The organism is Cytobacillus sp. NCCP-133, assembly GCF_026011715.1.
Lineage (GTDB): Bacteria > Bacillota > Bacilli > Bacillales > Cytobacillaceae > Cytobacillus.
In genome coordinates, this window is record NZ_BRVM01000002.1 from 176,563 (window position 1) to 190,729 (window position 14,167).

The following is a 14,167-nucleotide window of genomic DNA, read 5'->3' on the forward strand; positions in this document are numbered from 1 at the left end:
TATTTTTTTAAAATATTGACCAAATGAATGTTTTAGTCAATTAGTTATTTCAAGGTATGGGAGGATATTAAAATGAAGAACAGTCTATTTAAAAAGGAATTATCAGCGGTAGTACGGAATAAAAAACTGTTGATTCCTATATTAGCAGTTTTATTTATACCCATTTTGTATAGCGGCATGTTCTTATGGGCATTCTGGGATCCATATGATCATTTACAAGATTTGCCCGTTGCGATTGTGAATGAAGATAAAGATGCCGCTTTTGAAGATATTGAACTGCAGCTTGGGAATGAGCTTGTTGATAAATTAAGGGAAAGCAAAGACTTTAATTTTAAATTTGTCAGCAAAGAGGATGGATATAAAGATCTTAAAGATCAAAAGTATTATATGCTTGTAGAAATACCAGCCGACTTTTCAAAAAATGCAACCACTCTCTTAGAGGAAAATCCACAGAAGATGAAACTGATCTATGTGCCTAATGAAAGTTATAATTTCTTATCAGCACAAATAGGCGGTACAGCAGTAGACAGAATCAAAGCAACCCTATCTGAAAAAGTGACTGAGACCTACGCAGAAACCATGTTTGAAAAGATTGGCGAGCTTGCTGATGGCATTGAAAAGGCCAGTGATGGTGCCCTTCAAATATCTGAAGGAGCCGCCGATCTAAAGGATGGTTCAGCAACTTTACATGAAAAACTTTCACTTCTGGCTGATAAATCACTAGAGTTTAACAACGGAGTAAACAGTGCAAATAAAGGTTCACAGGAAATCGCAAAAGGGGCAGAATCTCTTTCAGAAGGTCTGGGGCAATTGGCCGATGGACAATTAAAATTACTTGAAGCTTCAGGCCAGCTGGAGTCTGGCAGCCAGGAGCTTTCAGCAGGTATTACCCAGGCTAAGGAAGGGATTGTAACAGTTATCGATAAATTCCCTGAAATCATCAACGGTACAAACCAGCTTCAAGATGGAGCCAACAGCCTTTCTTCCTCTTTGCAGCAATGGCAAGAGGAAGCACAAAAGCTAAGCGGCGGTACTGGCTTGCTGGAGAAGAAACTGCAGGGCTTACTATCACAGTTTCCTGAAGAGTCACCAGAAAAAGCAGAGCTTCAGGCTGCTTTAAGCCAGCTGAAAACAGGTTCAGCTCAGCTTGCACAATCAGCCGGTAAACTATCTGCAGGTGGTGCAGAATTATCCCAAAATATGGGTCAGCTTCAAGAAGGGCAAGTTCAGCTGCAGCAAGGAATGAAACAGCTTGAACAAGGAAGTTTTGCGCTGGAAGGCGGTGCCCAAAAGCTGGTGCAGGGACAAAAAGATTTTCAGACTGGAATGGATACGTTCAGGCAAATGTTTGCGGAAGCTCAAACGGGAGCAGACAGGCTAGCGGGTGGTGCGTCCGAATTATCAGGCGGGATGGGAAAGTTATCCCAAGGCTCTGCTGCTTTTACTGATGGCACAAAGCAGCTAGCAAATGGTGCAGATCAAGTCGCAGAAGGCAATACCAAAGTTTTTGAAGGGTCATCTGAATTGGCTGATAAGCTTGCAGATGGCGCTGAAAAAGCGTCCTCAACAAATGCCAGCGAGAAAACCTATAAAATGATGGCGGATCCTGTAAAGGTAGATAACGAAAAAATCACTGAAGTTCCCAACTATGGTACAGGTTTTGCTCCATATTTCCTTTCACTGGGCTTATTTGTTGGCGCGTTGCTGCTTTCAATTGTATTCCCGCTTCGTGAGCCGGCCGATACGCCGAAATCTGGATTTAGCTGGTTTGCAAGCAAGCTTGGCATACTTGCTGGTATAGGGATTATTCAAGCCCTTTTAGCAGCACTTATTCTGTTAACAGGACTTGGCCTTGAAGTTCAAAGTGTTCCGTTGTTTTTATTATTCACCATGTTAACAAGCGTTGCGTTTATGGCTTTAATTCAATTTTTAGTTACCGTCATGGGTGACCCGGGACGATTTGTGGCAATCATTATTTTAATTCTGCAACTAACGACAAGTGCCGGAACCTTCCCGCTTGAATTGATTCCTAATGCACTGCAGCCAATTAGTGCATACTTGCCGATGACTTATTCTGTATCAGGACTTAAGGCTGTCATATCCAGTGGAAACTTTGATTTCATGTGGGAGAATGCGGTCATTTTATTCATTTTTGCAGCTGTTTTCATTGCAGGCACATTTATATATTTTACTGCAATGCACAGAAAAAGATTTGCAGCTGTTGCAGAACAGGCAGATTGAACTAACAACAAAAGCCAGCCCTTACAAGGGCTGGCTTTTAATATATGATTCTATAAATCTGTCATTCCCATACACTTGTCACACTTGTTTCCATAGCACTCATGCTGCTCATCAATTGACTTCCCACACTCTGAACATTGCTTTGCCGGCAAATTTCTGAAAAATTCCATAATGTTTTGGATCATGCTGAAGCCTCCTAATAATTTGTTATTTTCTTCTAAATAGTTTGATTATTTATATTTATTGTACTATAACAGTTTTTGTATGTCAACAACTGTCTAAGAACAATTTTAAAAAAGTGAAAAAATAGGCATAATCGAGTAGATTGGACTTAGGAAAATGAAGTTTCTTTTTACCATAAACATTTTCCGTACAGCACCTTGTGCTTTTTATAGGGAGGAATTGTGATGAAGTTAACAGTAATCGGTGGCTGGGGCGGTTATCCTAAAGCCGATGGGGCAAGCTCTGGCTACTTACTGGAGCATGAGGGATTTCATCTGCTGATTGACTGCGGAAGCGGTGTTCTGGCAAAAATGCAAAATTTCTTTCAGCCTGAAGATCTAGATGCAGTAATTATTTCGCATTATCACCCAGATCATATTGCGGATATTGGAGTTTTGCAGCATGCCAGGCTGATACAGGGATTTTTGGGCAAAAAAACAAATACACTTCCGATTTATGGGCATTGCCTGGATCAGGAGGAATTTAAGAAACTTACATACAAGGAAGTTACAAAGGGAATTGCTTATAACCCTGAAGATGTTTTGTCTGCTGGGCCTTTTCAAATCTGCTTCTTAAAGACAAACCATCCCGTGCCATGCTTTGCAATGAGAATTGAAGCAGGGGGAAAGACGCTAATATATACGGCAGACACTTCTTATAAGGAAGAATTGGAACCATTCAGTGAAGGTTCTGATTTGCTCGTTTGCGAATGCAATTTTTATGGGCATCAAAATGGGAAAAATGCTGGACATATGACAAGCTTGGATGCAGGGACCTTAGCAAGAAGATCTAAAACTAAGAATCTGTTGCTGACTCATTTGCCTCATTATGGAGAGCTTCAAAAACTGAAGGAAGAAGCGTCAAGTAAATATAACGGACCTATATCGATCGCAGACTATCAATGGTCCCATACTTTTTAGGAGTGAAAATAGATGTTATTTATAGACAATCAGGGAATAACAGATCCAAGAATCAATCTTGCAATTGAGGAATATGCACTGAAAAATCTGGATATAAATGAAACCTATCTGCTTTTTTACATAAATGAACCTTCCATTATAATTGGAAAAAATCAAAATACAATTGAAGAAATTAATACTGATTATGTAGAAAGTAATGGGATCCACGTTGTGAGAAGGCTTTCTGGCGGGGGGGCTGTTTATCATGATTTAGGGAACCTTAACTTCAGCTTTATTACAAAGGATGATGGAGAGAGTTTCCATAACTTTCTCAAGTTTACAGAGCCAGTCATTAATGCTTTGAAGAAGCTGGGTGTAAATGCAGAGCTGAGTGGGAGAAATGACTTAACTGCAGAAGGAAGAAAAATTTCCGGGAATGCCCAATTTTCTACGAAGGGCAGAATGTTCAGCCATGGCACACTTCTGTTTGATTCGGAAATAGAAAGTGTAGTATCGGCGCTGAAAGTAAAGAAAGACAAAATTGAATCAAAAGGCATTAAATCCATTCGGAGCAGGGTTGCAAACATCTCGGAGTTTTTGGAAGAGAAAATCACTATAGAAGAATTCCGAACGCTGCTTCTTAAGAATATTTTCGGTGATTTAGATGAGGTTCCAGAGTATAAGCTGAGGGAGGAAGACTGGGAAAAAATTCACGAGCTTTCCAAAGAACGTTATCAAAGTTGGGACTGGAATTACGGAAAATCACCTAAATTTGATTTGCAGCATTCCCACCGATTTCCTGTTGGGCAAATTGATATCCGATTAAATGTGGCAAAAGGGAAAATCGAAAACTGTAAAATTTACGGAGACTTTTTTGGGGTAGGCGATGTTAGTGAAATTGAAAATATGCTTATTGGAATTCGCTATGAAAAATCAGAAATTGAAAAAGCTTTGGAGAATGTCGATATTAAACATTACTTTGGCAATGTGACAAAAGAAGAATTTATTAACCTTGTTTATTAAGGCGTGAAACCGGCGATTGCCGGTTTTTTATATTTATATATAGATATTAAGACTCAGGAGCAAGGAAAGAAAAGAATTTGTGAACAATTCGCTTTCCTACTTGAATACAAAAATTTCTTTCAATATAATATATTTAGAAAATTTTTTAAATAAAAATGAATGATTATTCATTCACTAGAGGGGGATTGAAGATGAATTTAACAGAGCAGCTGCATGAAACTGCGAAAAAGATGGGCAATAAACCTGCCTATTATTTCATGGACCAGTCCAGTACATATGCAGAGCTTGATGGCGCTGTTACAAAATTTGCAGATGGCCTATCGAAATTGGGGGTGAAACAAGGTGACCATGTTGCCTTATTGTTGGGAAACTCGCCGCATTTTATGATCGGCCTCCATGGAGCAATGAGGCTTGGGGCTACCGTCATACCGATTAACCCGATCTATACACCGGATGAAATCGGCTATATTGTCAATAACGGTGATGTCAAAGCGGTTGTTACGCTAGATTTATTGGTGCCACTGGTTGAAAAAATGCATCATGCACTTCCTAAAGTTGAACATTATATAATTTGTGAAACACCTCAGGGCCGAGCATCCGAATTGGATGCAAAAGTTTTATCTGTTTATCCTAAAATGAAATCGTTTACACAGCTTGCAGCTTCAGGGGATTTAGGATTCGAGGGGCCAGTGCTGGATGATGAGGAAACAGCGATCATTCTTTATACATCCGGTACAACAGGAAAGCCAAAAGGGGCAATGTTATCTCATAAAAACCTTTACAGCAATGCAAAGGATGTCAGTAATTACCTTCATATGAATGAAGATGATCGAGTTATAACTACTCTTCCTATGTTCCATGTGTTTTGTTTAACAGTTGCTCTAAATGCACCTTTAATGAATGGGGCCACTATTCTCATAGACCCAAAATTCAGCCCGAAAGAAATTTTTAGGCTTGCCAAAAAATATGAACCTACTGTATTTGCAGGCGTACCGACCATGTACAATTTCCTTCTTCAGTATGAAGATGGCAATCCGGAAGATTTACAGTCTTTAAGACTTTGCATTTCCGGGGGCGCTGCCATGCCTGTTGCGCTTTTGCATGGCTTTGAAAAAAAATTCAATGTGATGATTTCTGAAGGGTATGGACTGTCCGAGGCTTCTCCGGTAACTTGCTTCAACCCGCTGGATAAATCAAGGAAACCTGGATCGATTGGCCAATCAATCCTCAATGTTGAAAATAAGGTTGTAAATGAACTTGGTGAAGAAGTTCCGATTGGAGAAGTAGGGGAATTGATTGTACGAGGGCCTAATGTAATGAAGGGCTATTATAAGCTTCCTGAGGAAACAGCTGCAACCATCCGTGATAACTGGCTCTATACTGGGGATTTGGCAAAAAAAGACGAGGAAGGCTATTTTTATATTGTTGACCGCAAAAAGGATTTAATCCTGGTAGGCGGTTACAATGTGTATCCAAGAGAAGTAGAAGAGGTTCTTTATAACCATGTGGACATTGTTGAAGCGGCAGTGCTGGGGGTGCCGGATCCAAACCTGGGAGAGGCCGTCAGATGCTTTGTCGTTTCGAAAAATCCTGAGCTCACAGACGAACAGCTTCTGGCATATTGCTCTCGGTATTTGGCTAAGTACAAAGTGCCGGCTTCAATTGAATTCCTGGACGAGCTTCCGAAAAACACAACAGGCAAGATACTGCGCAGGGCATTGAAGAATCAAGTGCTTCAGACAAAATAAGAGGACTTAGGCAGACATTAAAACGTGTCTGCCGTTTTTCTTTCTTTCTTGAAAGGGTTTTCAGGATGTTTATCGAATTGAGAATGTGTAGCAAAGCAAATGAAGGAGAGATGCACATATGAGTTCTATTACAGTTGAATTAAAAGAACATATTGCGCTCGTGACCCTTAATCGTCCCGATGCGATGAATGCCTTTAATTTTGAAACATTATGTGAGCTTCAGGCTTCCGTTGAAAAGTTGCGTACAAATCCTGGAGTGCGAGTGGTTATCTTTACAGGATCAGGAGAGAAAGCATTTAGTGTGGGAGCTGATTTAAAAGAGCGCAGAACGTTATCGGATGAAGAGGTAAGAAGGAATATCTATAAAATTGGTGAGGTTTTTTCTCTAATTGATCAGCTTCCGCAGCCAACGATCGCTGCCATCAATGGTTTTGCCTTCGGAGGTGGGATGGAATTGGCCCTTTCTTGTGATTTTCGTATTGCGGCGGCAGGGACTTCCATGGGACTTACAGAAACAAGCCTTGCCATTATACCTGGAGCAGGCGGTACACAAAGGCTGCCTAGATTGATTGGCCAGGCAAAAGCGCTCGAACTTATCTTGACTGCTAAAAGGCTTACCTCAGAAGAAGCGCTTGAGTATGGAATGCTTACAAAAGTAACAGACCGAGATATTCTGTTAAATGATTGCTTCGAATTTGCCGGACAAATGCTTGCAAACGGGCCGCTTGCTCTCCAGCAGGCAAAGTTCGCCGTTAAGCAGGGAATAGGTGTTGATTTGCAAACCGGTTTGCAAATTGAGCGAAAAGCTTACGAAGTCATTATTCCTACAGAAGACAGAGTGGAGGCACTTGCTGCTTTTGCTGAAAAGAGAAAGCCGGATTTTAAAGGGAAATGATTTAACCGTTAATAGAATTTTTTAAGTTAGCACGGCAGAATAATGCCGTGTTTTTTCTATTAAATTATTAAATTTTTAGAAAACAGTAAAAAAGATCTTGAACAAAGACAATGTTACCTATATAATTTAGTGAATAAAAGCATAAAAGCGTAAAAGTGATGAAGCGAAAAAAGAGAGATAAGAGGGGGATCATCTAAAATGCTAGAGAATTTAAAATCAATCAAATCAATCGCTGCAGCAGGTGTGATGGGAGCGGTGCTGCTGAGCGGCTGCGGCAGTGAAAGCAGTAATGGAGGAACTGATTCTTCAGATACTGAAAAAGAAGATTCATACAAAGTAGGAATTACACAGATAGTTGAACATCCTTCGTTAGATGCTGCACTTGAAGGATTTAAAAAAGCATTGGAACAGGAAGGACTTGAAGTAAGCTATGATGTCCAAATTGCCCAAGGTGACCAAAATAACAACCAATCGATTGCCAATAACTTTGCAGGAGACGGAGTGGATCTGATTTTTGCCAACTCCACACCAAGTGCACTGAGCGCCCTGAATGCAACGAAGGAAATACCTATCGTATTCACATCCGTAACCGATCCGGTTGGTGTGCAATTGGTAAAATCAATGGAAGTCCCGGATGGAAACATTACAGGTACAACAGATACTCATCCTGATGCCATTCCAAACATGATTACATTTATTGATGAACAGTTTGATGCCAGGACTGTTGGTGTGATCTATAATTCTGGCGAACAGAACTCTGAAGTTCAAATTGAGAAAGTGAAGGAAGCTCTTTCGGGTACGGATATGAAACTGGCTGAAGCAACGGTTTCCAATTCATCGGAAGTAAAACAGGCTGCTGAATCATTAGTTGGAAAAGCGGATGTCATCTACATTATCACTGATAATACAGTAGTTTCTGCTTTGGAATCCGTTATTCAGGTTTCAAATGACATTGATATCCCATTATTCGTTGGAGAGCTTGACTCTGTCGAACGCGGCGGGTTCGCAGCTTATGGCTTTGACTATGAAGATATCGGATATGAAGCTGGAGAAATGGCTGCCCAAATTTTAAAGGAAGGCAAAAAGCCATCGGAACTTCCTGTTCAGTATCCGCAAAATTTAAAACTGGTTATTAATAAAAAGGCCGCTGAAGAAATGGGCATTGAATTAAAAGAAGAATGGAACGATCTTGCTGAGTTTGTAGAATAACACCAGCAAAAAATTAGCGCTTACACTTTTCTAATAGATAATAATAAAATCTTTGAACTTCGAGAACTGTCTAACGCAAGCAGCCTACGCCCTCGAGGTGTCGGGAGTGGACAAGACGCTTGCTTATTTCTAATTGAAAGGAAGATTACTATGCCAACAGCCATCTTTGGTTCCATCGAGGCAGGAGCGATTTACGCCTTGATGGCACTGGGCGTTTACCTATCATTCAGAATATTGGATTTTCCTGACCTGACCGTTGATGGAAGTTTTGTTACCGGTGCTTCTGTAGCGGCAGTTATGATTGTCGGGGGATATAATCCGTTTTTGGCTACAATTGCTGCCCTGCTGGCCGGATTTGCAGCTGGCTGCCTTACAGGACTGCTTCATACAAAAGGAAAAATCAACGCGCTCTTATCAGGGATCTTAATGATGATCGCCTTATACTCTATTAATCTCCGGATAATGGGCAAGTCAAATGTCCCTCTTTTATCAGAGGAAACGGCTATGACGAAGCTTACAGAATTCTGGCAGGGGCTTGGGATTGATCAAGCCATCCAAAGTCTGACAGCTGCACTGGGAATGAACTTTATCCCGAAAACCTGGGGAATTCTGATCTTAATGCTTATTTTAGCACTTGCTGTAAAGGTACTGATTGACCTCTTCTTGAAGACAGATGTTGGTTTGGCAATTCGCGCGACGGGTGATAATGAAACAATGATCCGTAGCTTTTCGGCTGACACAGACCTTCTTAAGATTTTTGGATTAGGAATTTCAAATGCGCTGGTTGCTTTTTCAGGAGCATTAGTGGCGCAGTATAACGGGTTCAGTGATGTCGGCATGGGAATAGGAATGATTATTATCGGCCTGGCATCTGTTATTATCGGTGAAGCCATTTTTGGTGCAAAAACAATTGTTAGGGCTACTCTGGCCGTTATCGGCGGAGCCATTTTATATCGGATTATTGTAACACTGGCATTAAGGGTCGAATTCCTGGAAACGGGAGATATGAAGCTGATTACAGCAGTAATCGTTATTAGTGCACTTATCCTTCCAAAGATTATTCAACAGCAAAAAGAAAAGCAAAGAAAGCGTCGGAGATTATTGGAAGCGAAAAAAAATCAGGCATCTAATGCTTATGGGAAAAGTGGTGAACATCTTGCTGCAATTAAATCAGATTCATAAAGTGTTTAATGAGGGAACACCTGATGAAAAAATTGCTTTGCACCGTATCAACCTCCAATTAAAGCCTGGCGACTTCATGACGGTTATCGGCAGTAATGGCGCTGGGAAATCAACTCTAATGAATATGATATCAGGAAAACTAATTCCTGATATGGGCGATGTTCTGATTGATGGGTCAGATGTTACCCTTGTAAAAGAGCATAAAAGGTCTAAACTAATTGGGCGGGTTTTTCAGGATCCGATGGCAGGCACAGCTCCATCCATGACGATAGAGGAAAATCTGGCTATTGCATACTCCAGGACAATGACGCGCAGTTTGCATAAAGGCGTATCTAAGAAAAGAAGGGATTTTTTTCAGGAAAAGCTTGAAATGCTTCACTTGGGGCTGGAGAATAGGCTTTCTGCTAAAGTGGGGCTATTATCAGGGGGTGAGCGGCAGGCCTTATCATTATTGATGGCTACTTTTACCGAACCGAAAATTTTGCTATTGGATGAGCATACAGCTGCATTAGATCCAGCACGTGCAGAGCTGATTACCAATCTTACAAAAGAAATTGTGGAAACTTTCAAACTTACAACCTTAATGGTTACCCATAACATGCAGCAGGCACTTGATCTCGGCAACAGGCTGATCATGATGGACAAAGCCCAGGTCATCTTTGAAACAAATGAAGAACAAAAACAAAAATTGACTGTGGAAAAATTGCTGGAAGAATTCCAGAAAATCCGCGGTGAGAAAATGAGTAGCGATAAAGCTGTATTGATTTAAATAGAAGACCGGACAGGGCGTAATGCTTGGTCCGGTTTGTTTAGTTTGAAAAGACAGCGTTTGTGCGGCAGAGGACCACAGTGAAACTAAAATTTATCTGAATGTTAATTAGGGCTTAAAATTGTCACACCTAGCATGAATTGGACCAAATGTAAGATAAATTTTTTTTAAGATGCTAGATAAATTTTCAATCTTGTAAGATAAAAAGAATTCATTCGATGCCGGATAAATGCCTAATGCTGTCAGATAAAATGGAAAATTTGCTGGATAAATGGAAAAAGCCCAGAAAAATGCATACCGCCTGTCAGCCATATGCCAATAATTTTATGGATAATACATAACTGCCTGATATCGGATCAATTCTTTGCCCATATTTTTATACGTATGGGCTTTGTTTGCAAGAAATTTAATGGAGTTGCCGGCTCGGACTGTAATTCGCTGGTCGCCAATCTCCATTTCCAGAATGCCGGACATAACTGTGATATATTCTTCAACACCTTCATTATGTTTATCGGAGGTGTGCTGGCAGCCTGGTTCGACTTCGACCGTAAAGATTTCAAATTTCTTGCGCGGATCAAAAGGGAAGACCGGATAAACCTTGTAATTGCCCTTGCTTTCCATAATTGGCGTAATTGTTTGTAATTCAATAAAGTGTACATCTGAAGATTCTTCATTAATTAAAGAAGAAAATGAGACTTGTAGACCGCTTGCAATTTTCCAAAGGGTGGTTACAGTCGGATTTGATTCTCCTCGCTCAATTTGCCCCAGCATGGCTTTGCTGACGCCTGTCATTTCAGCTGTGGCATCAAGGCTGTATCCTCTTGCTTTTCGAATATTCCTCAGATTTTCCCCTATACTTTTTTGAATATTCTCCATTACATCCTCCAAAATCATTGTGTAATATAACGCACGAATGTATAATATATCATAATAAAACATCAATAATATATATTATGTCTATTATAGTATATTTTCAGAACCTATTTTTATTTTTTTGGACGGTGAACGTAATGGCAGAAATTGCAGTTAACAAGCCTGCTACAGAGTACAGGAGGGGATTACAGTCTGGGATTAGCATTGCAATTGGATATGCGCCGATTGCTTTAACCTTCGGGCTGCTGGCAAAAACAACCGGTCTGTCAATTGGTGAAACAGCCTTAATGAGTTTGCTTGTGTTTGCAGGTGCAGCACAATATATATCCTTGAGCCTGCTTTCGCTGGGAACAGGCATTTTTGAAATTATACTTACAACCTTTATAGTGAATATCCGACATTTTTTGATGTCCACTTCACTTAATGAAAAATGGGAAGACAGCCAGACAGCCAATAAGGCGATTTTGTCATTTGGTATTACGGATGAAACCTTTTCGGTTGCTGCAGTCCGGGATGAGAAGGTAACAAGCGGCTACATGCTTGGTCTCATCTCTATTTCCTATTCCAGCTGGGTAGTTTGTTCAGGTCTTGGCCATCTGATTGGTGCAAGCCTCCCGCAAACCTTGCAGGAAAGCATGTCTGTAGCTCTTTATGCAATGTTTGTCGGCCTGCTTGTTCCATCCATGAAAAAAAGCGTGAAAGTCGTTTTCCTTGCCGCACTTGCTGCTATCTTTAATATCATTTTTACTTTAACAAATGCTTTATCGACAGGATGGGCAATCGTACTGGCAACTCTTTTATCTGCTGTAATTGTTGAATTGATTGAAAATGCAAGAAACAGGCAAAGGAGGCGGGAGCATGAGTAGCCAAATTGTATGGATGATTGCAGGCATGGCGATCGTTACCTATATCCCAAGGCTATTGCCTTTCGTGCTTTTCAAAGGGAAAGAACTTCCTGTATTTGTTCAGGGAATATTAAAAAATGTCCCTTATGCGACATTGGGTGCCCTTATCTTTCCAGGAATCCTGTTTATAAACGAGGATATTTGGTTTGGGCTGCTCGGAGCTGCAGCCTCTTTTACCGCAGCCTTTTTAGGAGCAAATGTAATTATTGTTGTTTTAGGCTCTATCGCCGTTTTATCTGTATATTCGTTCTTGTTTTAGAAAAAATAATGGAAGATCTTTAGCCGGTTCAGTCTAGAACCGTTTTTTTCATAATAACAGAATTTATATCCTATTGAACTTAGATAACTGTCTAGCTCCAGGCGCCTTGCGCTTTTTTTATGAAGAAGTGTGAATACATTGATTTTAGCTGATAAAACTGACTGTGCGGCTGTAAAATTGTTAAATTTGGCCGATAATTCACAGCAAACATGAATGCAATGTCAGAACACAGTGCCGAAGAAGGGAACGGCGTAATCGTCGAATGAATGTCCAATTAAAATAGTTCTATTTGCAGATTTTTATACTAAACTAAATAAAGAAGGGCTGTACCAAAAGGGGGGAATCGGATGGCACGAAATTTAGGATTTTACGGCGCGTTAGCCTTTTGTTTATACGGTTTGTTTTTTTATTGGTATTTATTTTACTTTGCGGATAGCAGTCTCCCATTTGAATACGAAGATTCTCGTGCGGACCCCGCAACTTTCCTGAACGGCAGGGAGCTGATGCTGACTGAGGAATATTCTAAAATTAGAAACTTGCTGTTTTTCATTTCAACACCTTTTGAATGGATATTCTATTTATTCATTCTTTTATTTGGCTTGTCAAAGGCTTTTAAAAAATGGGCAGAGCAAACAACGCCATATAAGTTTCTGCAGACAGCAATCTATCTCATCTGGCTTTCATTTTTCGCATTTACTGCCACAATGCCGTTAAGCTATATTAGTTATTCTTTATCGAAAAGCTATAATATTTCAACCCAGAGCTTCAGCGCGTGGATGAAGGATGAGCTCATTGATTTTTGGGTTAATTATGGAACCATGCTTCTGATTGTTTCTGTTTTATACTGGCTGATCAATAAGAGCAAGAAAAGATGGTGGCTTTACGCCTGGTTCTTATCCATCCCTTTTACATTGTTTATGATGTTCCTTCAGCCTGTTGTCATTGATCCTCTCTATAATGATTTTTATCCTTTGAAAAATAAAGAACTTGAAACGAAGATCCTTGAACTGGCTAATCAGGCCAATATCCCGGCTGAACATGTTTTTGAAGTGGACATGGCGGAAAAAACGAATGCACTGAACGCTTATGTAACAGGGATTGGCTCTAACTCAAGAATTGTGCTTTGGGATACAACTCTTAGCAAATTAAATGAAGATCAAATTCTGTTTATTATGGCGCATGAAATGGCCCATTACGTAGAAAAGCATATTTACATCGGCATCGCAGGCTATTTGTTGCTCTCGCTTCTTGGCCTGTATTTAACCGCCAAGCTAATGGAAAAGGCTATTGATAAATGGGGAAGGGCGCTTAAAATTCCTGCTGTGAATGATATTAGGTCACTGCCGTTATTCTTTATGATCCTTTCGATGCTTTTATTCATGTCAAGCCCATTTACTAACCTCGTTTCACGCTACCAGGAAACCCGGGCTGATCGGTATGCGGTCGAAATGACCGAAGATTCGGATTCAGCAATTGAAACATTTCAGGAGCTGACACGTGCTGGCTTGAGTCAGGTGAACCCGCCGCTCCTCGTAAAAATATTCCGATACGGCCATCCAACTATGCTGGAGAGGATCAGTATGATGGAAGAGTTTGAAATTGAACAGAGAAAAAAGGAAAGGAAATAGTCCCGATAAAGTGAAACTTCAATCAGCGGGGTGCATTATCCCCGCTGATTGTTAGTTGAACCAATCGGGCCTTTACGGGCGGTTAGCTGTGCTTTTTGTCAAGCCACTTTGATAGAACTGAGTCATGAAGAGAGAGTTTTACTGCCCGTTAGTCTGCTTTTAGGTTTTTTTATAAGTATGTATGTTGCCATTCATAGTAGCCGGCACCTCACTTTTAAAATAAATGCCGGCACCATCATCGATCCCATAGCCTATTGAGGCATCAATATTCTTAGTGGCAGCTTCTAGATTTTTCTTTTCATTCCATTTTGAAA

At 40.4% G+C, this 14,167-nt stretch carries 13 protein-coding genes; 11 read left to right on the plus strand and 2 right to left on the minus strand.

Features of this window, described 5'->3' with window-relative positions; all coding sequences use genetic code 11:
* The first annotated feature begins 72 nt into the window (after nucleotides 1–72).
* Nucleotides 73–2,241, plus strand: a complete 2,169-nt coding sequence (locus NCCP133_RS04965; RefSeq protein WP_264803830.1) for a YhgE/Pip domain-containing protein — start codon at nucleotides 73–75, stop codon at nucleotides 2,239–2,241.
* Between the two features lie 50 nt (nucleotides 2,242–2,291).
* Here NCCP133_RS04965 and yhfH read toward each other — a convergent pair whose 3' ends face one another.
* A complete protein-coding gene (yhfH, locus tag NCCP133_RS04970) occupies nucleotides 2,292–2,426 on the minus strand; it encodes a protein YhfH (RefSeq protein ID WP_144543383.1) in 135 nt (44 codons plus the stop codon).
* 222 nt (nucleotides 2,427–2,648) lie between these two features.
* Between yhfH and NCCP133_RS04975 the strand changes: the two genes are divergently transcribed.
* The 7 genes from NCCP133_RS04975 to NCCP133_RS05005 all read left to right on the plus strand — a co-directional run bounded on the left by NCCP133_RS04975 (nucleotide 2,649) and on the right by NCCP133_RS05005 (nucleotide 10,188).
* Nucleotides 2,649–3,383, plus strand: coding sequence for an MBL fold metallo-hydrolase (locus NCCP133_RS04975; protein WP_264803831.1), 735 nt, complete (start codon nucleotides 2,649–2,651; stop codon nucleotides 3,381–3,383).
* A gap of 12 nt (nucleotides 3,384–3,395) precedes the next feature.
* Nucleotides 3,396–4,385, plus strand: coding sequence for a lipoate--protein ligase (locus NCCP133_RS04980; RefSeq protein ID WP_264803832.1), 990 nt, complete (start codon nucleotides 3,396–3,398; stop codon nucleotides 4,383–4,385).
* A 191-nt stretch (nucleotides 4,386–4,576) separates the two neighbouring features.
* A complete protein-coding gene (locus tag NCCP133_RS04985; RefSeq protein ID WP_264803833.1) occupies nucleotides 4,577–6,133 on the plus strand; it encodes a fatty acid--CoA ligase family protein in 1,557 nt (518 codons plus the stop codon).
* A 118-nt stretch (nucleotides 6,134–6,251) separates the two neighbouring features.
* Nucleotides 6,252–7,028 (plus strand): enoyl-CoA hydratase-related protein, encoded by a 777-nt coding sequence (locus NCCP133_RS04990; protein WP_264803834.1) that lies wholly within the window; start codon nucleotides 6,252–6,254, stop codon nucleotides 7,026–7,028.
* A gap of 198 nt (nucleotides 7,029–7,226) precedes the next feature.
* A complete protein-coding gene (locus NCCP133_RS04995; protein ID WP_264803835.1) occupies nucleotides 7,227–8,237 on the plus strand; it encodes an ABC transporter substrate-binding protein in 1,011 nt (336 codons plus the stop codon).
* 150 nt (nucleotides 8,238–8,387) lie between these two features.
* Nucleotides 8,388–9,419 carry an ABC transporter permease gene (locus NCCP133_RS05000; RefSeq protein WP_264803836.1) on the plus strand — a complete coding sequence of 344 codons (1,032 nt, stop codon included), beginning with the start codon at nucleotides 8,388–8,390 and terminating at the stop codon, nucleotides 9,417–9,419.
* A complete protein-coding gene (locus NCCP133_RS05005; protein ID WP_264803837.1) occupies nucleotides 9,394–10,188 on the plus strand; it encodes an ABC transporter ATP-binding protein in 795 nt (264 codons plus the stop codon). Before NCCP133_RS05000 ends, NCCP133_RS05005 begins: the two co-directional genes overlap by 26 nt.
* A 324-nt stretch (nucleotides 10,189–10,512) precedes the next feature.
* On the opposite strand, the gene NCCP133_RS05010 is transcribed toward NCCP133_RS05005, so the two are convergent.
* Nucleotides 10,513–11,064, minus strand: coding sequence for a helix-turn-helix domain-containing protein (locus NCCP133_RS05010; RefSeq protein ID WP_264803838.1), 552 nt, complete (start codon nucleotides 11,062–11,064; stop codon nucleotides 10,513–10,515).
* Between the two features lie 134 nt (nucleotides 11,065–11,198).
* Here NCCP133_RS05010 and NCCP133_RS05015 point away from each other — a divergent pair, with 134 nt between their 5' ends.
* From NCCP133_RS05015 to NCCP133_RS05025, 3 genes are all read left to right on the plus strand, one after another.
* Nucleotides 11,199–11,927, plus strand: coding sequence for an AzlC family ABC transporter permease (locus NCCP133_RS05015; RefSeq protein WP_264803839.1), 729 nt, complete (start codon nucleotides 11,199–11,201; stop codon nucleotides 11,925–11,927).
* Nucleotides 11,920–12,225 carry an AzlD domain-containing protein gene (locus tag NCCP133_RS05020; protein WP_264803840.1) on the plus strand — a complete coding sequence of 102 codons (306 nt, stop codon included), beginning with the start codon at nucleotides 11,920–11,922 and terminating at the stop codon, nucleotides 12,223–12,225. The genes NCCP133_RS05015 and NCCP133_RS05020 overlap by 8 nt, the downstream gene beginning before the upstream one ends.
* A 347-nt stretch (nucleotides 12,226–12,572) precedes the next feature.
* Complete coding sequence (locus tag NCCP133_RS05025; protein ID WP_264803841.1) at nucleotides 12,573–13,853, plus strand: M48 family metallopeptidase; 1,281 nt, start codon at nucleotides 12,573–12,575, stop codon at nucleotides 13,851–13,853.
* Nucleotides 13,854–14,167 lie beyond the last annotated feature (314 nt).